The organism is Bradyrhizobium sp. BR 10261 (genome assembly GCF_019455395.1).
GTDB classification, from domain to species: domain Bacteria; phylum Pseudomonadota; class Alphaproteobacteria; order Rhizobiales; family Xanthobacteraceae; genus Bradyrhizobium; species Bradyrhizobium manausense.
This window is the reverse complement of record NZ_JACOFQ010000035.1, coordinates 37,008-56,490: the sequence shown is the minus strand read 5'-3', so window position 1 is coordinate 56,490 and position 19,483 is coordinate 37,008. Positions and strand designations below refer to the sequence as shown.

Here is a 19,483-nt window from a genome sequence, read left to right as displayed (position 1 = left end):
ATGGCCGGCTCCCGCCGCCGCGTTTTGATGACCCGTCAATGCCAGCGCCCCAGGCCGGGCCGGATCGGATTTCGGACGCACCACCAGACCTTCCACTGGCCCCAGAATTGCTTTGCTCCCTCCCGGACAAACAGGACGAAGGGAAGCACATGCGTTATCTCACCACGGTGGCCGTTCTGGCCGCTGCTCTCGCTGCGCCGACACACGCGCAGGAACTGACCGGCACGCTGAAGAAGATCAAGGATACCGGCGCAATCACGCTCGGGATACGCGACAGCGCCGTGCCCTTCAGCTACATCGACGACAAGCAGAAGATCGTCGGCTACGCCGTCGACATCTGCATGAAGATCGTCGACGAGATCAAGACCGAGCTCAAGCTGGACAAGCTCGAGGTCAACGAGAGCATCGTCACCTCATCCACTCGTATCCCGCTGATGGCAAACGGCACGGTCGATCTCGAATGCGGCTCGACGACCAACAACGCCGACCGCCAGAAGCAGGTATGGTTCACCAACACGCATTTCCTCACGGCAAGCCGCTTCGTGTCCAAGAAGGCGCTGAAGCTCGATCAGGTCGACGATCTCAAGGGCAAGGCCGTCGTCTCGGTCGCCGGCACGACCAACATCAACCAGCTCACCAAGGCCAACGTGGCCCGCTCGCTCGGCATCACCGTCATGAGCGCCAAGGATGTCCCCGAGGCGTTCCTGATGGTCGAGACCGACCGCGCCGCGGCTTTCGTCATGGACGATATCCAGCTTGCGGCCATGATCGCCTCTTCGAAGGACCCATCGCTCTACGCCATCAGCAACGGCGCATTCTCCGATCCGGAGCCCTATGGCATCATGCTGCGCAAGGACGACGTGGCCTTCAAGGCCGTGGTCGATCGGGCGACCGCAAAACTCTACAAGAGCCCAGAGATAGAAAAGATCTACAACAGATGGTTCATGGAGCCCGTGCCGCCTCGCGGCCTGAACTTCCACGTCCCGATGCCGGCTTCGCTGAAGAAGTCATTCGAAAATCCGTCCGACAATCCGGATCCCGCGTCTTACGGAGGCTGAGGATAATTTACGCGGCCCGGATGGCGCGTAACGACATCCGGACCACGGTGGTCACTCCAGATACGTGGTCAGCTCGGCGCCCTCATCCGCCACGAACACGGCGATCAGTTCGGCAGGCTCCGTGATGCTGGCATTTGCGGAGACCAGATGCGTCGCGCCCGGCGGCTCGAAGAAGGACTGCCCGACGCCGAACGTCTCGACCGGACCGCCACCGAGCTGGGAGCGGATCGCGCCCTTGGTGATGTAAGCGGTCACTGAACCCGCATGCCGGTGCGGCCGCGAAAACCCGCCGGGACCGTAGAACACGCGCACGATGGTGACGCGTTTGCCCGGCACATTGGGCAGCGCGTAAGAGCCGATCGGCTCGACCTTGTCGAGCGGCGAGCTTTCTGCGGCGGTCGCACAGAGCGGCGAAAGCGCGCCTGAGACCGTATCCATCGTCACCGGCACCGCCTTTCCAATCGCGAATGCACAAGCAAGCCCGCCGACGATGGCCAAAACCATCGAGCGCGATTGACGCGGCGCGGCCGCCAAACTCAAAGCCGTCATGGTCATTTTCCTCGCTTGACTCAGGATGCTGCGGCATTGGCCGCAACCTGCCGCTTCGGCGGCGTCCAGCGAAAGGCCGCGCCAAAACGGTTCCAGACATTGATCGAGGCAATGGCCGACGTCAGGTACATCAGTTCGGCCTCGGAGAATTCGCGCTGCACCTCGTCGTAGACCTGGTCGTCGAAGCGATCGGGCAGCAGGGTCAGAGCCTCGGCCCAAGCCAGCGCGGCACGCTCGCGCGCGGAATAGATCGGTGCCTCGCGCCAGACGGCGACCAGGTGGAGCTTGTCCGCAGGTATCCCGAGCCGCTCCGAGAGAAGAACGTGATGCTGCACACAAAAAGCGCAACCATTGATTTGCGAGGCGCGCAACTTGACCAGCTCGAGCAGTTGCTTGTCGAGCCCGGCCTTCGCCGCGACCTGACCGAGTGCCAGCACCAGATCATACGCATCGGGCGCGACCCGCTTGAAATCCTCGTATTCGCTGCGCGCGTGTGACATTGCAGTTCGCCTCGTGATATTGTAAGACTACTTATATCTTATAAGAGCTCGTATATTATGCGCAAGCCGGCCAGCATCACGAAATCGAAACCGGAGCGGCGGGCATCCGGCGAGGAGGTCGCGGTGCGCGTTCCCGCGCCCGGCGAGGGCAAGCGCGGCGAGCAGGGCTATCTTGGCTACCTGCTGCGCCAGGCCCACGCTGCCGTCCGGCTGAAGATGGAGCGGACACTGGCTGATCTCGGTGTGACCTCGCCACAATTCGCCGTGCTGACCATGCTGAACGCCTATCCGGGCCTGTCTGGCGCGGATGTCGCCCGCCTCACCTTCCTGACACCGCAGACCGTCGGCGTGATCATCCGAAACCTCGAGCGCGACGGCGCGATTGTGATGACACCGCATCCCGTCCATGGCCGTATCCAGCAATGGACGCTGACATCGCGCGGATCGACACTCCTGAAGGCTTGCAGAGAGCGCGTGATTGGGTTGGAGAAGCGTCTGGCCAGTAGCCTCGATGCCAAGGCGGAGGCAAGCATTCGCCGCTGGCTCGCCAACGTCGCGACGGAGTTGCAGGAGGACTAAGGTAGGCTGGGATATCCGGCCACGCGCAGCTGTGGCCTATCCGCCCTTCAACACTTTCTTAACTTCACCGTCGGGCCAGTCTTCGCCGGCGGCGATCACGCGGACTCGGCTTTGATCCGTGCCATTGACCAGCACATGCGAGCTCACCCGGTCCCCGCTGGGCGCCAGGTGCAGCTCGGTTTCCGGTTTCCAGCTCAGCGTTGTCGCGAGATCACCAGGAAAAATCTGCCAGCAGGATCCATCGTCGAGCTCGACGACATGGCTTTCCGCATGCGCGCGTATCTTCATTCCACCCCAAAATCTCGTTGAGAAAGGCGGGCCCCGGCGGTCGGCCGGGGCCCTGCTGTGTCAATCGTTGTCGTGATGAATCACGGTCTTGCTGCGGTTGCCGAATTCATCTTCCTTCTTGATGACGGTGGTGCGGTCCGCGGGCTCACGCTCCTTGACGATGGTGGTCCGATCGCGATCGCGGTCGCGGTCGCGATACTCGTGGGACTCGCCGACCGTCACGCCGGCACCGACGGGGCCAACGTGAACGCCGACCTCATCCGCGAAAGCCGGGGCCGCAATAGCCGTGACCATGGCAGCTGCAAACAGATATTTCCTCATCTCGTTCTCCTCGGTGTTGTGCGAAGAGAATGCGAGCCTGCGACAGTTTGTTCCGGACGGAACATGGGCGCTGAGGAGGAGCCGTTCATGTTCCTGGAACCGCCCACAGCAGCGTGATTCCGGCTACAATGCACCTATGAAACAAGCTGATTCCTCAGACAATCGCGTCACCCGCCGCGCCCTGCTCCAATCCACGCTTAGCGCATCGACGCTGCTCTTCGTGCCGACCCAGCTGCTAGCGTCGCCGCCCGGCTTCGATGAATGGCGCGAAGGTTTTCGCGTACGCGCCATGGCAAAAGGCATCTCGGCCGCGACGTGGCAACGCGCGATGGCGCGGATCGAACCCGACATGAGCGTGTTCAGGCAAATGCGCAACCAGCCGGAGTTTCACGAGCAGGTCTGGCAATATATCAATCGTCGCGTCTCCGACTGGCGCATCATCAACGGCAAGATCGCGCTGAAGAACAACGAGGCGCTGTTCGCGCGCATCGAACGTGATTTCGGCGTCGAGCGCGGCACGCTGCTGGCGCTGTGGGGCGTCGAGTCCGCTTACGGCGATCCGCTGGTGCAGCAGAACCACATGACGCCGGTGTTTCCCTCGCTTGCTGCGCTTGCCTGGAATGAGCCGCGGCGCAAGGCCTATTGGGAGGCCGAGCTCATCAATGCGCTGCGCATCGTCGACAAGGGCTGGAGCACGCCCGAAGAGATGCGCGGCTCCTGGGCCGGCGCGATGGGGAATTCGCAATGGATGCCGGAGGTCTGGCTCAATGTCGGCATCGATTATGACGGCGACGGCAAGGTCTCGCCGTTCGGCAAGCCCGACGACGCGCTGGGATCGACGGCAAAATATCTCGTCAATCGCGGCAAATGGCGCCGTGGCGAGCATTGGGGTTATGAGGTCCGTCCGTCCGGCGAGATGAGCGGCAGCCGCACCTATGCGGCGTGGCAGGCGGCTGGCGTCACCCGCGCCGATGGCCAGCCGTTCCCGCAGCCAAATGCAACCGCCCAGATATGGACGCCGGTCGCGGGCGGGCCGACCTTCCTGCTGGGGCCGAACTTCTATGCGGTGAAGAGCTACAATCCCTCGATGAATTATGCGCTCGCGATCTGCCATCTCGGCGACCGCTGCCTCGGCGCGCCACCCTTCATCCAGCCTTTCCCCGGCTCCGAGCGCGTGCTGACGCTTGCCGAGGTGCAGGAGATGCAGACGCGGCTGACCAAGGCCGGTTTCGACACCGGCGGCACCGATGGTCGCGTCGGCAACGACACGATGAAGGCGATCAAGGATTTCCAGCTGCACGCCGGGATCACGCCCGCCGACGGCTACGGCGGGCTGAAGGTGCTGGCGAAGCTGCGGCAGGGATCGTAGTGGCGCTCGATCCGGGCTACGCGACTATCGCTAGTGCCTGTACTGCGGCTCTTCCGCGTCGAGCTGACGGCGGATCGCGGCGAGATGCGACCGGGCGGATTCGGAATCGCCCTCTCGCATTTGTTGGTAGGTCGCGGCCGCAATCGCGGGATCGACGGGCAACACCTTGCGTCCCGTCGACATCGCCAGCACCTGCACTTCGGCGGCGCGCTCGAGGTAGTAGAGATCGTCCCACGCTTCCGCGATGGTCGGCGCCAGCACCATCACGCCGTGATGCTTCATAAAGACGATGTCGGCATCGCCCACGGCCGACGCGATGCGCGCGCCCTCGCGGTTATCAAGCGCAAGGCCGTTGTAGTCGCGGTCGACGGCGGTGCGCCCGTAGAATTTCAGCGCGGTCTGACCCGCCCAGATCAAGGGATCGCCCTCGGTCATCGACAGCGCGGTCGCATAAGGCATGTGGGTGTGGAACGCGACCTTGGCGCGCGGCAGGCGCTTGTGCATCTCGGCATGAATGTAGAACGCGGTTGCCTCGGGCTCACCTTCGCCGTCGAGCACGTGGCCGTGGAAATCGCAGATCAGAAGCTTTGACGCCGTCAGCTCCCGAAAGGCGTAGCCGTAAGGATTGACGAGGAAGAGATCATCGTGCCCCGGCACCACGGCCGAGAAGTGATTGCAGATGCCTTCCTCAAAGCCGTTACGCGCAGCCATGCGGAAGCAAGCGGCGAGATCCTCGCGCGCGGTGCGGATCGCGTCGGTCGCAAGGTCTGGCCGGTTCGAGCGAACGGCTGCAGGTGAGGAGGCGTGAAGGCTGTGCGCCATGGCGAAGGAGACCTCTTTCGAGCGTGAGACGGCAGCGTTTTACAGCGCCGACGCCTGCGCGTCAGCCCCTGCGGCCGCCGCCCTGCCCTGCGCCTTTCACGCCCGCCGCGGCACTCCGCCGGCATTCATGCCGCCATCGATCACGAGCTCGCTGCCGGTGACGTAGCGCGAGGCATCTGACGCCAGATACAGCACACCGGAGGCGATCTCCGCGGCCTGGCCGGCGCGGCCGAGCGGTGTCGCCACCTTGGCGCGCTCCTCCGGATCGATAGGCGCATTCTGGCCGGCGCCGGTCGCTCCGGTCGGGATCTTGCCCCAGATCGGCGTGTCAATGATCCCGGGATGAACCGAATTGACGCGGATTCCGTCGCCGGCGGCCGCGCACTCCATCGCGATCGATTTGGCGAACAGCCGGACGCCGCCCTTGGTCGCCGAATAGGCCGACAATCCAGGCGCACCGCGCAGCCCCGCCAGCGAGGACATCATGACGATCGAACCGCCGCCATGCTTGCGCATCAGCGGCAGGCAATGCTTCACCGAGAGAAACACGCCGTCAAGATTGATCGCGTTCTGCTTGCGCCAGTCAGAGAGGGTCATGTCGACGATCGAGGATACGTGGATGCCGATGCCGGCATTGGGAACGAGCACATCGAGCCGGCCGTAGCGCCTGGCGATCTCGGCTGCGATTTCGATCCAGCGCTCTTCGCTGCTGACATCCTGCTCCAGGAAGATCGCTTGGCCGCCGGCCTTTGTCACACGCGTGGCGAGTTCGGGGCCGCGCAATTCGTCGATGTCGGTGATGACGACGGTCGCGCCTTCGCGCGCAAACAGCTCGACGATTGCCTCGCCAATGCCTGAGGCGCCGCCCGTCACCAGCGCTATCTTGCCCTCAACCTGCCCTGCCATGTTCACTCCCTTTTTTGTTGTTACGAGGTTTATTGTTTGAGGCGATTTATTTCTGCGCACGATCTTGCCGGAAAACGGCTTCGCACTTTCCGGACCATGCGCTACCTAATCACGGATGGCCCCTGGTCCGGAAGCGCGACGTCGATGACGCGGAATTGCACGCGCTCGGCGCCCTGGTAGCGATCGACTGACAATGATCCCGCGACATGCAATTGCTGGCCGCGATTGGCGAGAAGCGCATGGCCCAGCTTCTGCCCGACCGAACGGAACGCGATGCCATTGACGATCGCGCCGTCGCCGGACTTGAAGCGCAGCCTTAAGTGCGCCTGCCCGACCTCCTCGGCAAAGACGAGCTGATGCGCCGGCAGCGCCAGCACCGGCTCGGGATTGCCGCTCCCAAACGGTCCGGCACGATTAAGCGTGCTCGCAAGCTCCGTCGTCACCGCGCGCGCCGAGACCGCGCCATCGATATCGAGCTCGTTGACGTGGCGTGCTTCGGCGACGTCCTGCGCCAGTGCGTTTTCGAGATAGGCACGGAATTCGGCGAGCTTCTCCTTTCGAAGGGTCACGCCAGCGGCCATCGCGTGGCCGCCGCCCTTCAGCAGAAGGCCGTCAGCTACGGCCTGCCGCACCACCTTGCCAAGATCGACGCCGGCAATCGAGCGTCCCGAGCCGGTGCCGATGCCGCCGGGCTCGAGCGCGATCGCAAAGGCGGGCCGCGAGAACTTCTCCTTGAGCCGCGAGGCAACGAGGCCGACCACGCCGGGATGCCAACCCTCGGACGCAGTGACGATGACGGCGAGCTTGTCCTCCAGCCCGATCGAGGCGAGCGCCTCGGCTTCGGCCTGCGCTTCAGCGGCCTGTTCGATCAGCCGGCGTTCGCTGTTGAGGCGGTCGAGCTCGGCGGCGATCCGCGCGGCCTCAACGCTATCGCCCTCGAGCAGTAGCCGCACGCCGAGATCGGCGCGGCCGATACGGCCGCCGGCATTGACGCGCGGTCCCAGCATGAAGCCGAGATGCCAGGCTTCGGGCGGGCCGTTGAGCCGCGCCACATCCATCAGCGCCGTGTGGCCGACATGGTCCCGCCGCCGCATCGCGATCAGCCCCTTGGCGACGAAAGCGCGGTTCAGCCCGATCAACGGAGCCACATCCGCGACGGTGCCGAGCGCGACGTGGTGCAGCATGCCGAGCAAATCGGGCTCGGGCATCCCCGCGTTCCAGAAGCCGCGCTGGCGCAGCTCCCTGTTGACCGCGACCAGCGTGACCAGCACGAGGCCGACCGCAGCAAGATGCCCAAGCCCGGAGAGATCGTCGAGCCGGTTCGGATTGACCAGCGCATCGACCTCCGGCAGCTCCGTGCCGGCCTGATGATGATCGATCACCACCACGGACATGCCCAGCCGTTTTGCTTCAGCGAGCGGCTCGATGCTGGTGGTGCCGCAATCGACCGTGACGAGCAGCGTGGCGCCCTTGGCCGCGAGCCCGCGAACTGCTTCCACGTTAGGGCCATAGCCCTCAAAGATGCGGTCGGGAATGTGGATCAGCGGGTCGAGCCCGCAATGGCGCAGGTGCCAGGCCAGCAGCGCAGCAGAGGTCGCGCCGTCGACGTCGTAATCGCCGAAGATCGCGACGGTCTCGCCCTTCGCGGCGGCATCGGCGATGCGCTTTGCGGCCGCCTCCATCTCCGTCACCGTGAACGGGTCCGGCAGCAGCTTTCGGATGGTCGGATCGAGGAAATCAGGAACGGCATCGATGTCGACACCGCGGCCGGCCAGCACCCGCGCCAGCAGTTCCGGCAGCTGATGCTGCTGCACGATGGCAAGCGCCTTGGCCGCCCCTCTTGCGTCCAGCCGGTCGCGCCAGAGCTTGTCGGTGAGCGAACGCGCCACGCCCAGGAAGCCCTGAGGCATCTCGACGGGCAAGGCGGTGGTGGGCGGCGTCATGGCGAGTGCTGGCTGTTGGGAACTCGGGACCCCGGCTGATCGCGAAGGTCCGGTCACGTCTCGAGGGATTGGCCAGCAATCCCTGGGGATTTGCAACGGCCCGGCCGCACAAAGCGGTGGATGGCTGCCCAACCGGCCGGAGTGACTACCATTTAGGCATTCCACCGAACAGCAAATTAAGCAGGCGTTAGGCGGAATCCTCGAAAAAGAATTGTATTCGATCTGTAGTTGATTGTTCCGGGTTCATTGCAGATCAAGACCTCATTGCCAAGGGAAGTCCCCGATGTCTGCTGCGCTGGGTCTGAAAACCAAACCGGTTACCACCGAACCCGCCGACGACGATTCCGATATCTCTGCGTTGATCAACCGCCTGACCGCGGAGGTCAACCAGATCGCGGTCGACAAGACCAAGTCGATCCAGCAGATCACCAACCAGATGAAGATGCTGGCGCTGAACGCGCTGATCGAAAGCTCGCGGGCCGGCGCCCAAGGCGCGGGCTTTGCGGTGGTGGCGCAGGAGGTGCGCGGCGTCGGCCAGCAGGTCGAGACCATCGCGCGCGAGCTCGAGACCCAGCTGACCAAGCGCACCGGCGATCTCGTCGCCTCGATCGAGCGCATGAGCCAGCGCTCGCGCGGCGAGCGCATGATGGATCTGTCGCTGAACGCGATCGAGCTGATCGATCGCAACCTCTATGAGCGCACCTGCGACGTGCGCTGGTGGGCGACCGATTCCGCCGTGGTCGATTGTGCCGCCTCGCCCGCCCCTGCCGCGGTCACCCATGCCTCCCAGCGCCTCGGCGTCATCCTCGGCGCCTACACCGTTTACCTCGACCTCTGGCTCTGCGACCTCGACGGCAATGTCATCGCCAATGGCCGCGCGGATCGCTTTCGCGTCGTCGGCCAGAACGTCGCCCACACCAAATGGTTTCGCGAGGCGAAAGCCTTGCGCTCCGGTGACGATTATGTCGCCGGCGACATCGAGAACCAGCCGCTGCTCGGCAACGCCCAGGTCGCAACTTACTGCGCCAGCGTCCGCGCCGGCGGAGAGGCCCACGGCGCGCCGCTTGGCGTCCTCGCCATCCATTTCGACTGGGAGCCGCAGGCGCGCGCGATCGTGCAAGGCGTGCGCGTCGGCGACAGCGACAAGGCCCGCGTGCTGCTGGTCGACTCGCATTTCCGCGTCATCGCCGCCTCCGACGGTCAGGGCATCCTGAGCGAGCGTATCCCGCTCTCGCTCGACGGCCAGCGCTCCGGCTTCTACAATGACCGGACAGGCGCGATGATCGCCTTCCACGCGACGCCGGGCTACGAGACCTATCGGGGGCTCGGTTGGTACGGCGTCATCGTTTGCGGGGCGTGAGGGGCTGGGCCAGGTGTCCCGGCTGCTCCATCCAAATCGTGAAAACAACCCCATGCACAGTAGAGCGTGCCGGTTCCACGAAGGCTTGCGTTTGCCATTTGACACGTCGGGCAAAACACTGCCGCCCGGCGATCAACGCGAGGTCTGAGACCTCCTCTGCCTACGGATAAATACCTAGGTCGCCTCCAGTTTGCGCTCTATCAAGTCCGGCACGGCCGTCTCTGCCAATTATTCCCGAAAATAACGGGAGGTTGGCTCATGCTGGTCAGAATCAATACCGCGCAGCGCCGTCCGATCGATGGGCATTTGGCTGCCGTTGCCGGCGATCGCGCGTTCTGCAGCGAGTTCAGCTATCGCAGAGGCAGCGAGATTTTCGGCGAGGGCGAGGAAGCGGAATACGTCTATCAGATCAACTCCGGAGCGGTGCGCACCTACAAGCTGCTTCCGGACGGTCGGCGCCAAATCAATGCGTTTCATTTGCCCGGCGACATGTTCGGTTTCGAGAACAACGAAACCCATCGCTTTACCGCTGAAGCCATCGTCGAGACTGACGTGCGCATCATGACGCAAGGCAATCTCCTGGGCGCGATGCCCGATCGAGCCACCGGACCAAAGCACCTGATCGGATTCGTCACACAAAATCTTCAGCACGCCGAGAACCACATGCTGCTCCTGGGGCGGAAGACATCCCTGGAGAGGATCGCTGCATTCCTGCTCGAAATGGACGACCGGCTGGCACATCCGAGAGTCATGGACCTGCCGATGACGCGTCGCGACATTGCAGACTACCTCGGACTGACGCTCGAAACCGTCTCGCGCGCCCTGTCGATCTTGCGAGACGACGGGATCTTGCGATTTGACGGAACAACCCAACGACGCGTCGAGGTGCTTGATCGAAACCGGCTTTCGAGGCTTGACGCCTGATGTTGCAGCGGACGTCGCCTCGGCTCGACCGAGGCGAGAGCCGCTGAGATCTCTGCAAGGCCAATGGGAGGAATGGTCATGCTCATCAAGACGCTCACATTGCACTCCCTTACCTACCTGGTGGGGATTAGCAGCTCGGTTGCGGTCTATCAGAATGCCCTTTGGAACCCGGAATCAGACCAGGCGGACACGCGCCAGATTGTTCTTCGCGCAACCAAGAGCGACAGAATGCCCGTCAAGCCGAGCAGATCTCACGCGCACGACAGCGTGCCCGCGCAGGCGCCGACTGTCGTCAATCCCAGGATCGGGGACGCTTGCAAGCCGCCGATCGACGTCCGTGGGCGCTGCTTTGCTTCGGTCGGCTTGAGCAGCCAGGCTGCGTAATTCTGCCGGCGGAGCTACCCGTCCAGCTGGGCTGTGGCGACGTCGTCCCCGTCAGCCAGCAAGGTCACCCCGCCGAGCGTCTGCGACGGGCGCTCCCCGAACATCGCCTGGTAATATTGCGCGAACCGGCCGAGCTCATAAAAGCCCTGCTCCATCGCGACGGCTGATACGGTGACCGAGCCGGGCGCGCTATCGCGCAAGATCGAATGGACCGCGCAGAGCCGCTTGTGGCGGAGGAAGCTGACCGGGCCGAGGCCGAACACCTCCTGAAAGGCGCGGTGCAGAGTACGCCGCGAGACGCCGAGCGCTGCGCAGATTTCCGACACATGCACCGGGCGATTGCCGGCGGTGTCGAGATGCTCCTCGACCCGACGGATCAGCCGCCTTGCCGACCGCAGCCAACCCTCATCGTCGGGCGGCAGCGACGACATGACATTCGCCGCCATGCAATCGACGATCGATCGTTTCCAGAAATTGGCGGTGGCTGGCGTCAGCGCCCCGCTATGCGTTCGCAAATGCGACATGATGCGAACCAGGCGGCGCGATGCGATCGCGCCGATCTCGGTATCCGCACGGAAATGGCCGCGGCTGCGCCAGGTGTCGGGATCGCTCAACCGCGCTTCCCCGCCGAACAGCCGGGAGACCTCATTGAGATCGAACCGCATGGCGGCATAAGCGGATGCGCCGTGAAAAACCCCGTCATGCTCCACTAATGGCGGGATCACAAGCACGTCGTTGAGCTGCATGTCGAACGACCAGTGCGCGACGCGTTCCTCGGCCGACAGCAGCATTCCGATGATCAACTTGTCATCACTCGCGACACGCTGGGTCCGCATGCCGACGTTGAACGCGCCGATGCTCAGCGAGAAATCGCCGATGCCGACATGGGACAAGCTTCCGCGCAATCGCCCGCGACCGAGTTGCATCACGTCGACATGCGAGCCATGGACGGCCTGGTGAAGACCTTCGAAACCGTCCAGCCGCTTCGAATCAACCAGAAGGAATGGCTCCATGCCGTACCCTGTTACTGAAGCGCGACTATTCTGCGGCAGGCGACCAGGGAATACTACCACAACGCGAAGTAGGTGCGACAATCTGACTTCGTGTTGAGGCCAACGCTTTCGACATTCGTCTCGTCAAATCCGCCTCACTTGGCTGCACTTTCGCGGATTCACGAGAGGGGCGTTACGTCTTACCCGGTGTGCGTGTCGCGTCGTGGCACAAACTGCACATCACAGCCGGGCGATCTTCGGATACCTTTTTCAACCTTAGCGATATCGATCAAAAGCGCTTTGCGGATGGCTTAGCGCAGGCCGAGAGTATTTTCCGCCCGCTCGCGAGCGTCCGCGCGATGGGAAAGAGATCTTGACGCAATGAGGCGTCGTGCTCTCCCGAACGCCAAAAATAGGAGGGGACCAGACAATGCGTCCAACTTGCCGTCGTCGAAGCCTGCCAGCGTCTGCGCCGTAGCGTCAGATGGACTAAGCGTATCGGAATTTCCACCATGCTGCGGGCGGATCCAGATCACTGCGAATGGTTGCCGGATGATGCAAATACCGGCGAGATGGTCTTCATTCCCGGCGCAACCTTTCGCATGGGATCCGATCATCATTATCCCGAGGAGGCGCCGAGCCACCGCGTCTGCGTTGACGGCTTCTGGATCGACCGCACGCCTGTTACCGTCAGGCAGTTCAAGCAATTCGTCGATGCAACAGGCCATGTCACCGAAGCGGAGATCGTGCCCGATGCGAAGGACTATCCCGTCGCACTGAGAAAGACGCTCTACGCGGGATCGCTGGTGTTCTCGCCGCTGCCGCACGTCACCGATCTCACCGACTGCAGCCAGTGGTGGTCGTTCGTACGCGGCGCTAATTGGCGCCACCCCTATGGCCCCGGCAGCAACATCAAAGACCTCGACGATCATCCGGTCGTACACGTCTCCTATAGCGATGCATCGGCCTTTGCCCGGTGGGCCGGCAAGGACCTGCCGACCGAAGCCGAGTGGGAATTTGCTGCGCGCGGCGGCCTCGAGGGGGAAGAGTTTGCCTGGGGCGATGCGCTGATGCCCGGCGGCAAGCACATGGCCAACATCTGGCAGGGCAACTTCCCTGTCCAGAATCTCGGCGAGGATGGGTTCGAGCGTACCTCGCCGGTGCTGGCCTTCCCGCCGAACGGCTACGGTCTTCACGACATGATCGGCAACGTCTGGGAATGGACGTCGGACTGGTGGTCGGCGGCGCACGCGGCCGACCCGGCAAAGCCCTGCTGCATTCCTCAAAACCCCAGCGGCGGCCGCGAGGATTCAAGCTACGACCCTCACCTCCCCGACATCAGGATTCCGCGCAAGGTCCTGAAGGGCGGCTCGCATCTCTGTGCACCCAATTATTGCCGCCGCTACCGTCCCGCTGCCCGCCACGCCGAGCCGGTCGACACCTCGACCAGCCATATCGGCTTCCGCTGCGTGGTGCGGATGCCCCTGGTCGTTCACCACGAACGGGAAGGATCTGGTGCAACACAGGGAGGCAAGCAACTGCGGCGCCCCTGGGTGCAGAACACACATTGAGGCGACGCTGGAAATCACCTCGCATTGCCACTGTGAAGGCAAACGGCTGCCTCTTGGTTTTGATACAAATCAATACCGATAGGTCATCCGGACGACGATGCTGCGTCCAATCTGTCTTTCGGAACCAGCATCGTCATGGACGATCTCTCGAAATTCGGCGTTGATGCCAGCCGGCTGCCAGCCTGGCTTCGTGTCGTTCTGGTCATGGCGCTCATTGTGCTCGCCGGCGCTGTGGGCCTGCTCGCCTATCGCTGGTACGTACGGCCGGTGACGCTGTCGATCGCGGTCGGATCTCTCGATGGCGATGCGCCAAAAATCGTGTCGGCTCTCGCAAGCCGGCTTGCTGTGAACGACGCGCCGGTGCGGCTGAGGGTCGTCGAGACCGGCGGGCCGCTCGATTCCGCAACCGCGCTTGCGACGGACAAGACCGATCTTGCCGTGGTGCGTGGCGACGTCGGCGACCTCTCGCAGGCTCAAGCCATTGTGGTGCTTGCCGAGGCGGTGGCGATGCTCGTGGCACCCCCCTCCTCCAACGTTGCCGAGATCGCGGATCTGAAACGTGCGACCGTTGGCGTCGTTGCCGGCGACACCAACCAGAAGATCGTCAGCGTCCTGACCAGATCATACAACCTCGACCGCGCCAACGTGGTGTTCAAGAGCCTGGCCTTGAACGAGGTCCGCGCCGCATTCGAGAGCAAGCAGGTGCGTGCAGTGCTCTTCGTCATGCCACTCAGCGAGAAATATCTTGCACTGGTGCGCGGGCTGTTCCCACAGAATGCCAAGACTGCCCCTGTACTGATCCCGATCGAGAATGCGGGAGCGATTGCCGAGAAAGAGCGCGCCTATGAGAGTTTTGACATCCCCAAGGGAACGTTGCGCGGGGCTCCTCCCGTGCCCGACGACGACGTGACCACTCTGCGTGTGGCCTATTACGTGGCCGGCAAGAAGGGCCTCGATAACGACTTGATCGCCAACCTCACGAAAGCGCTGATCGCCGCGCGCCGGGATATCTTGCCGGATTGGCCGATCGTTGCGCAGTTCAAGGCCCCCGATACCGATGCGGGCGCCTATCTCCCGGTCCATGCCGGCGCCACGGAGTACTACAACGGCACCCAACTGAGCTTCCTGGACAAATGGAGCAATGCCATCTTCCTGGCGCCGATGGCGCTTGGCGCGCTGGCGTCGATCGGCGCCGCGCTGTGGCAATTTCTCCGGTCGGGCGAACACAAGCCGAGGGAGCCGGCCCTTGATGCGCTCTACGCGCTGGGACGCAGGATCAGGCAGGCGAGCAGTGAGGCAGAGCTTTTGGAAATCGAAGATCAGATCGATGACCTGCTACGCGCGCAGCGCGCCGGGGCTGATGAGGACCAAAACACGCTCGATGCGGCAACACTCAACGTGGCAGCACACCGGCTGGAAAACCTCATCCATGACCGCAGGATCGCGCTGGGTGCGGCCCATTCCTAAAGCGCGACGAGAATTAGGATGAATTGTCATCGCGCGTTGCCGCATCAACCCGAGCCATCCACGAAGGCAACTGGCGTTCCCTTGGTGACGCTGGCCGCGACCCGCTCGGCATCCCAATTGGTCAGACGCACGCAGCCATGCGACTGTCCCTTTGAGATATTTTGCGGCGAGGGCGTGCCGTGGATGCCGTAGCCGTCGGCGGACAGATTGATCCACATCGTGCCGACCGGATTGTTCGGGCCGGGCATAATCTTGAAGGGTTTGCGGGAATGAACGCCCTTGAAGTGATAGGCGGGATTGTAGCGATAGGTCGGATTTGGATCGATCTCGGTGACCTTCAGCGTGCCTGACGGCGACGGCTTTTCCTCGCTGCCGACGCTCGCGGGATAGAAGCCGATCAGCGCATTGGACTTGTCGAACAGTTTCACGGTTTGCCTGACCTTGTCGATCTCGACCCTGTCGGCCCTGGCAGGCGCAGTGCCCTCGCTGGTGTCGACCACGGCGATGGTCTCGCCGGCGCGGTCGAAGTGATGCCCTGGATTGAGCGCCGCAAGCAGCTGCTCGCTCATGTGAAACCTCTCGGCCAGCTCCTCGCGCGGGCTGGTGTAGCCGAGCTTCGGAATATCTTTCATGTCTTCCATCCTGGATGGAAGCTTGGGCAGGAACGGGCCTGCGACGTCCTTGTCGGTGATGGTGTAGGTTGTCATCGGCGATCGCGCGTCCGCCTGGAGCGCCTTCCAGAGGTCTTCCGTCACTTGATCCGAAGCAGGCAATTGCCGCGCTTCCGCATAGGCGCGAAGCGCCTTCCTGGCGTTCTCGCCGAACTTGCCGTCGATCTCGCCGGGCGAGAAATGGGCTCTGTCCAGCAAGACCTGCAGACGAACGCCCGCCGGGGTCGGCTTGTCGTTCGACAGGGTCTTCTTCGAAGGCTCGGCGGAAGCGATGGCGGCCGCATCCATCCCCGCGGCGAGCGCCGGTGTCACCGCCAGGGCGAAGCATGCGGCGGCGAGCGCCATCTTCATTGCAGGCATGTTCGAGCTCCGACATGGACGGGTTCGTCGGATTGCCAACTCGGCTCGGCGGTGGAAGTTTCCAGTTTTTCCTGAACCGCGAAGGCCGGTCGGCCGACACCCCGCCCCGCATCGCAGGCGGTGCCGTGCGCGATCGGGCCGCGCGCCGGCCGTTGCTGGCCAGCATGCTCCCAAACATAGGGGAATAGTTCCTTACCGATTTTGGATTGCGTTGTCCCGACGCATTTTTCCGCGAGGCAGGCGCAATCCCGGCAAGAACCTTGATCTAGCGCAACGTCTGCGTTGATACGGAGAGCACCGCTTCCATGGGCAGGAAACCGTGGAGCCAATCCATGAGCAAGCTGCACATCAGAAACGTTGCAATCGGGGCCTCGACCTTTGTGTGCGCGGCATTCCTTTCGTTTAGCTGGTCCGGGTCCGGCGGCCCGGCGCTGTCGATCGATAGCGCTCAAGCGCGCGTCGGCCGTCCGCTGACTCCGGTGAGTGTCGCCGGCGTCGCACGCCGTCAGTATCGGCGAGGCAACTACGGCTATGGCGCCGGTGCCGTTGGGGCCGGGCTCGCAGGCGCAGCCGTGGTCGGAACGGCAGCCGCCGCCGCCGCAGCGACGGGCTGGCCTTACAACAACGGCTATTACGGGCGCGGCGGTACACTGGCGGCCAACGCCTATTATACCGGGCCGGTGGAGACCAGCCCCTTCTACCTCCAGCGCGCCTATTACGGGAACGGCCCCTGGTATGGCTACAACGGCTGGGCCGACTACAAGGCGCGCTATGGCATCGTCTGCGATCCCGGCACGACCTTCAAAGGTAGTGACGGCCTAATGCACGTCTGCCAGTAGCGTCTCAGTCCAGTGACCGGGGGCGGCTCAGGCGCTGCCCCTGTCAACTCGCCGCGCCGTCATCTCCGCCGCAAGAAGCACAGCGGCGCGGCTGGCGCCTATCGATGCAACGCCCTGCCCAGCAATGTCGTAAGCAGTGCCGTGCGCGGGCGTGCAGATCGGAAACGGGAAGCCGCCGAGCAAGGTGACGCCGCGATCGAAGCCCATCAGCTTCATCGCGATCTGGCCCTGGTCGTGATACATCGTCAGCACCGCATCGAAGGCGCCGGCCTTGGCACGCAGGAACACGGTGTCGGCGGGAAACGGGCCCTCCACGGCGATGCCGGCGCGCTGGCCGGCTTCCACCACGGGTGCAATGACATCGATCTCCTCGCGACCAAAATTGCCGCCGTCGCCGGCGTGCGGATTGAGGCCGGCGACCGCAATGCGCGGCCGCGCGAAGCCGGCATCGCGCATGCAGGTATCGGTCAGCCTCAAGGCGCGCTGGATGCGCTCGCTCGACAGTTTTGCAGCAACATCCCTCAGCGGAATGTGCGAGGTCACGCGCGCATTCCAGAGCTCACCCAGCACGTTGAATTCGCTGGCCGGCGTCCGCAGGCCGACCACCTCCGCGGAGAAGGCAATCTCGTCGTCATAGTCCGAGTGCGCCAGTCGCATCGCCGCCTTGTTGAAGGGGGTGAAGCAGACGGCATCGACACGGCCGTCCCTGCCAAATTCGAGCGCCTGCTTGTAGTTGGCGAGCGCAAATTGCCCGCCCTCAAGGCTCGCCACGCCCCGCTCGACCCTGATGGGATCGAGGTGACCGAGATCGAGGAAGAGCGCATCGTCTTTCAACTCATCGAAATCGGCGCCCTGATGCACCGCGGTCATTTCAGGCGCAACGCCTGCGATCTTCGCCCCCTGGTCGAACACCCTGACGTCGCCGATGACCACGAGCCGGCACCGCGCGCGGATATCATCCTGCGCCACGAGTTTTGCCGTCAGCTCCGGGCTGATGCCGGCAGGATCTCCCATTGCCAGCGCAATCAGCGGCTTTCCGGTCATATGATCACCTTTTCCTGGTTCGTCGTTTCCAAACTGGCGGGCTTGCGGAAGATGCGTGCGAACAGCAGCAATACCAGCGGCAACAGCAGCAGTGCGACGCCAGATATGACGAGACACGTCACCAGCTTGTTGGCGAAAAAGATGCCGAGGGATCCCTTCGACATCAGCATCGACTGCCGGAACGCATCCTCGGCCTTGTCGCCGATGACGATGGCGAGCACCAGCGGCGCCAGCGGATAGAACAGCTTCTTGAAGAGATAGCCGACGACGCCGAAGCCCAGCATCATGACCACGTCGAGATAGGAATTCGAGACCGAATAGGCGCCGACGACGCAGATGATCACGATCAGCGGCGCAATGACCACGAAGGGAATCCGCATCAAGGCGGCGAACACAGGCACGGTCAGCAGCACCAGGGCGACCGCGACGATGTTGCCGACATACATCGAGGCAATCAGGCCCCAGACGAAGTCTTTCTGGTCCACGAACAGCATCGGACCTGGATTGAGACCCCAGATCATCAGCCCGCCCATCATGACGGCGGCGGTCGCCGAGCCGGGTATACCGAGCGAGAGCATTGGCAGCAGGGCGCTGGTGCCGGCGGCATGATCGGCGGTCTCCGGCGAGATGATGCCTTCGACCTCGCCGGTGCCGAAGTAGCGGCCACGGCGGGAGAAGCGGCGGGCGATGCCGTAGCTCATGAATGATGCCGCGGTCGGGCCGCCCGGCGTGATCCCCATCCAGCAGCCGATCGCCGCGCTACGCAGCAACGCAACACTGTGGCGTGGCAGGCGCCCAACCGCCCGAAACACCTCGCGCCAGTCGATCTTCGAGGAGACGGCACGGGCATGAAATTCTTCTTCGACCGCGACCAGCAGCTCGCCAATGCCGAACAGGCCCATCACCGCGACCACGAAATTCACGCCCTTGACGAGTTCGTCGATCCCCATGGTGAGGCGGACGCTGCCGGAGACGGTGTCGATGCCGATGGCGGCGATGGCAAAGCCGATCGCAAGCGCCACGACCGTCTTGATCGGCGCCGCGCCCCCCATGCCGACGAAGCTCGCGAAGGCGAGGAAATAGACGGCAAAATATTCCGGAGGCCCAAAGGCGAGCGCGACCTGCGCCACCCAGGATGCCAGGAAGGTGATCAGGATGACGCCAACAAGCGCGCCAAACGCCGCCGAACCGAACGCGGTGGCGAGCGCCGTGGTCGGCCTTCCGTCGCGCGCCATCGGATAGCCGTCGAACGTGGTGGCGACCGAGGACGGCTCGCCGGGGATGTTGAACAGGATCGAGGTGACGGAGCCGCCGAACAGCGCACCCCAATACATGCTGGAGAGCAGGATGATCGCCGAGACCGGCTGCATGCCGAAGGTCAGCGGCAGCAGCAGCGACACCCCGTTCGGCGCGCCGAGCCCCGGCAGCACGCCGACGAGAATGCCGAGCAGCACGCCTGTCGCCATCAAGGCCAGGTGCGGCACGGTGACCGCGATGGTGAAACCGTGCAGGAGCTCCGAGAGATTATCCATCGCC

At 63.6% G+C, this 19,483-nt stretch carries 20 protein-coding genes; 9 read left to right on the top strand and 11 right to left on the bottom strand.

All coding sequences use genetic code 11. From position 1 onward, the window contains the following. The first annotated feature begins 149 nt into the window (after window positions 1-149). Entirely contained in the window at window positions 150-1,058 is a 909-nt protein-coding gene (locus HYH07_RS30810) for an amino acid ABC transporter substrate-binding protein (protein WP_220005993.1), read from the top strand. Between the two features lie 51 nt (window positions 1,059-1,109). On the opposite strand, the gene HYH07_RS30805 is transcribed toward HYH07_RS30810, so the two are convergent. Next, window positions 1,110-1,607: a cupin domain-containing protein gene (locus HYH07_RS30805; protein ID WP_220005992.1), complete on the bottom strand. Its 498-nt coding sequence runs from the start codon at window positions 1,605-1,607 to the stop codon at window positions 1,110-1,112. Window positions 1,608-1,627: 20 nt separating this feature from the next. Then, complete coding sequence (locus HYH07_RS30800) at window positions 1,628-2,107, bottom strand: carboxymuconolactone decarboxylase family protein (protein ID WP_220005991.1); 480 nt, start codon at window positions 2,105-2,107, stop codon at window positions 1,628-1,630. 54 nt (window positions 2,108-2,161) lie between these two features. Here HYH07_RS30800 and HYH07_RS30795 point away from each other — a divergent pair, with 54 nt between their 5' ends. Then, entirely contained in the window at window positions 2,162-2,686 is a 525-nt protein-coding gene (locus HYH07_RS30795; protein ID WP_220006029.1) for a MarR family transcriptional regulator, read from the top strand. A 36-nt stretch (window positions 2,687-2,722) separates the two neighbouring features. On the opposite strand, the gene HYH07_RS30790 is transcribed toward HYH07_RS30795, so the two are convergent. Together HYH07_RS30790 and HYH07_RS30785 are read right to left on the bottom strand one after the other, a co-directional pair. Continuing rightward, window positions 2,723-2,974, bottom strand: a complete 252-nt coding sequence (locus tag HYH07_RS30790) for a hypothetical protein (protein ID WP_057754641.1) — start codon at window positions 2,972-2,974, stop codon at window positions 2,723-2,725. Between the two features lie 60 nt (window positions 2,975-3,034). Further along, window positions 3,035-3,295 carry a hypothetical protein gene (locus HYH07_RS30785; RefSeq protein WP_057754638.1) on the bottom strand — a complete coding sequence of 87 codons (261 nt, stop codon included), beginning with the start codon at window positions 3,293-3,295 and terminating at the stop codon, window positions 3,035-3,037. Window positions 3,296-3,431: 136 nt separating this feature from the next. On the opposite strand from HYH07_RS30785, the gene HYH07_RS30780 reads away from it, so the two are divergent. Continuing rightward, entirely contained in the window at window positions 3,432-4,664 is a 1,233-nt protein-coding gene (locus HYH07_RS30780) for a lytic murein transglycosylase (protein ID WP_220005990.1), read from the top strand. Between the two features lie 30 nt (window positions 4,665-4,694). Here HYH07_RS30780 and HYH07_RS30775 read toward each other — a convergent pair whose 3' ends face one another. The 3 genes from HYH07_RS30775 to recJ form a co-directional block, all read right to left on the bottom strand. Beyond that, on the bottom strand, window positions 4,695-5,486 hold the full coding sequence (locus tag HYH07_RS30775; RefSeq protein ID WP_220005989.1) for an aldolase: 792 nt from the start codon (window positions 5,484-5,486) through the stop codon (window positions 4,695-4,697). Window positions 5,487-5,582: 96 nt separating this feature from the next. Next, window positions 5,583-6,392, bottom strand: a complete 810-nt coding sequence (locus HYH07_RS30770) for an SDR family NAD(P)-dependent oxidoreductase (protein ID WP_220005988.1) — start codon at window positions 6,390-6,392, stop codon at window positions 5,583-5,585. A 101-nt stretch (window positions 6,393-6,493) separates the two neighbouring features. Then, the gene (gene recJ, locus HYH07_RS30765) at window positions 6,494-8,335 is read right to left on the bottom strand and encodes a single-stranded-DNA-specific exonuclease RecJ (RefSeq protein ID WP_220005987.1); all 1,842 of its coding nucleotides are present in this window, start codon (window positions 8,333-8,335) and stop codon (window positions 6,494-6,496) included. Window positions 8,336-8,618: 283 nt separating this feature from the next. Here recJ and HYH07_RS30760 point away from each other — a divergent pair, with 283 nt between their 5' ends. The 3 genes from HYH07_RS30760 to HYH07_RS30750 all read left to right on the top strand — a co-directional run bounded on the left by HYH07_RS30760 (window position 8,619) and on the right by HYH07_RS30750 (window position 11,003). Next, window positions 8,619-9,695, top strand: coding sequence for a methyl-accepting chemotaxis protein (locus HYH07_RS30760; protein WP_220005986.1), 1,077 nt, complete (start codon window positions 8,619-8,621; stop codon window positions 9,693-9,695). Between the two features lie 258 nt (window positions 9,696-9,953). Then, window positions 9,954-10,619 carry a helix-turn-helix domain-containing protein gene (locus HYH07_RS30755; RefSeq protein ID WP_220005985.1) on the top strand — a complete coding sequence of 222 codons (666 nt, stop codon included), beginning with the start codon at window positions 9,954-9,956 and terminating at the stop codon, window positions 10,617-10,619. Window positions 10,620-10,697: 78 nt separating this feature from the next. Next, window positions 10,698-11,003, top strand: coding sequence for a hypothetical protein (locus HYH07_RS30750; protein ID WP_220005984.1), 306 nt, complete (start codon window positions 10,698-10,700; stop codon window positions 11,001-11,003). Between the two features lie 14 nt (window positions 11,004-11,017). Here HYH07_RS30750 and HYH07_RS30745 read toward each other — a convergent pair whose 3' ends face one another. Beyond that, window positions 11,018-12,016: a helix-turn-helix domain-containing protein gene (locus HYH07_RS30745; RefSeq protein WP_220005983.1), complete on the bottom strand. Its 999-nt coding sequence runs from the start codon at window positions 12,014-12,016 to the stop codon at window positions 11,018-11,020. A gap of 491 nt (window positions 12,017-12,507) precedes the next feature. Here HYH07_RS30745 and HYH07_RS30740 point away from each other — a divergent pair, with 491 nt between their 5' ends. Together HYH07_RS30740 and HYH07_RS30735 are read left to right on the top strand one after the other, a co-directional pair. Then, complete coding sequence (locus tag HYH07_RS30740) at window positions 12,508-13,566, top strand: formylglycine-generating enzyme family protein (protein WP_220005982.1); 1,059 nt, start codon at window positions 12,508-12,510, stop codon at window positions 13,564-13,566. Window positions 13,567-13,701: 135 nt separating this feature from the next. After that, window positions 13,702-15,033: a TAXI family TRAP transporter solute-binding subunit gene (locus tag HYH07_RS30735; RefSeq protein WP_220005981.1), complete on the top strand. Its 1,332-nt coding sequence runs from the start codon at window positions 13,702-13,704 to the stop codon at window positions 15,031-15,033. 44 nt (window positions 15,034-15,077) lie between these two features. Here the strand turns inward: HYH07_RS30735 and HYH07_RS30730 are convergent, their stop codons facing one another. Then, a complete protein-coding gene (locus HYH07_RS30730; RefSeq protein WP_228749861.1) occupies window positions 15,078-16,064 on the bottom strand; it encodes a L,D-transpeptidase family protein in 987 nt (328 codons plus the stop codon). A 332-nt stretch (window positions 16,065-16,396) separates the two neighbouring features. Between HYH07_RS30730 and HYH07_RS30725 the strand changes: the two genes are divergently transcribed. After that, window positions 16,397-16,903, top strand: coding sequence for a hypothetical protein (locus tag HYH07_RS30725; RefSeq protein ID WP_220006030.1), 507 nt, complete (start codon window positions 16,397-16,399; stop codon window positions 16,901-16,903). A gap of 27 nt (window positions 16,904-16,930) precedes the next feature. Here HYH07_RS30725 and HYH07_RS30720 read toward each other — a convergent pair whose 3' ends face one another. Next, complete coding sequence (locus HYH07_RS30720) at window positions 16,931-17,947, bottom strand: 4-hydroxythreonine-4-phosphate dehydrogenase PdxA (protein ID WP_220005980.1); 1,017 nt, start codon at window positions 17,945-17,947, stop codon at window positions 16,931-16,933. Then, the gene (locus HYH07_RS30715) at window positions 17,944-19,479 is read right to left on the bottom strand and encodes a tripartite tricarboxylate transporter permease (RefSeq protein WP_220005979.1); all 1,536 of its coding nucleotides are present in this window, start codon (window positions 19,477-19,479) and stop codon (window positions 17,944-17,946) included. The genes HYH07_RS30720 and HYH07_RS30715 overlap by 4 nt, the downstream gene beginning before the upstream one ends. Between the last annotated feature and the right edge of the window lie 4 nt (window positions 19,480-19,483).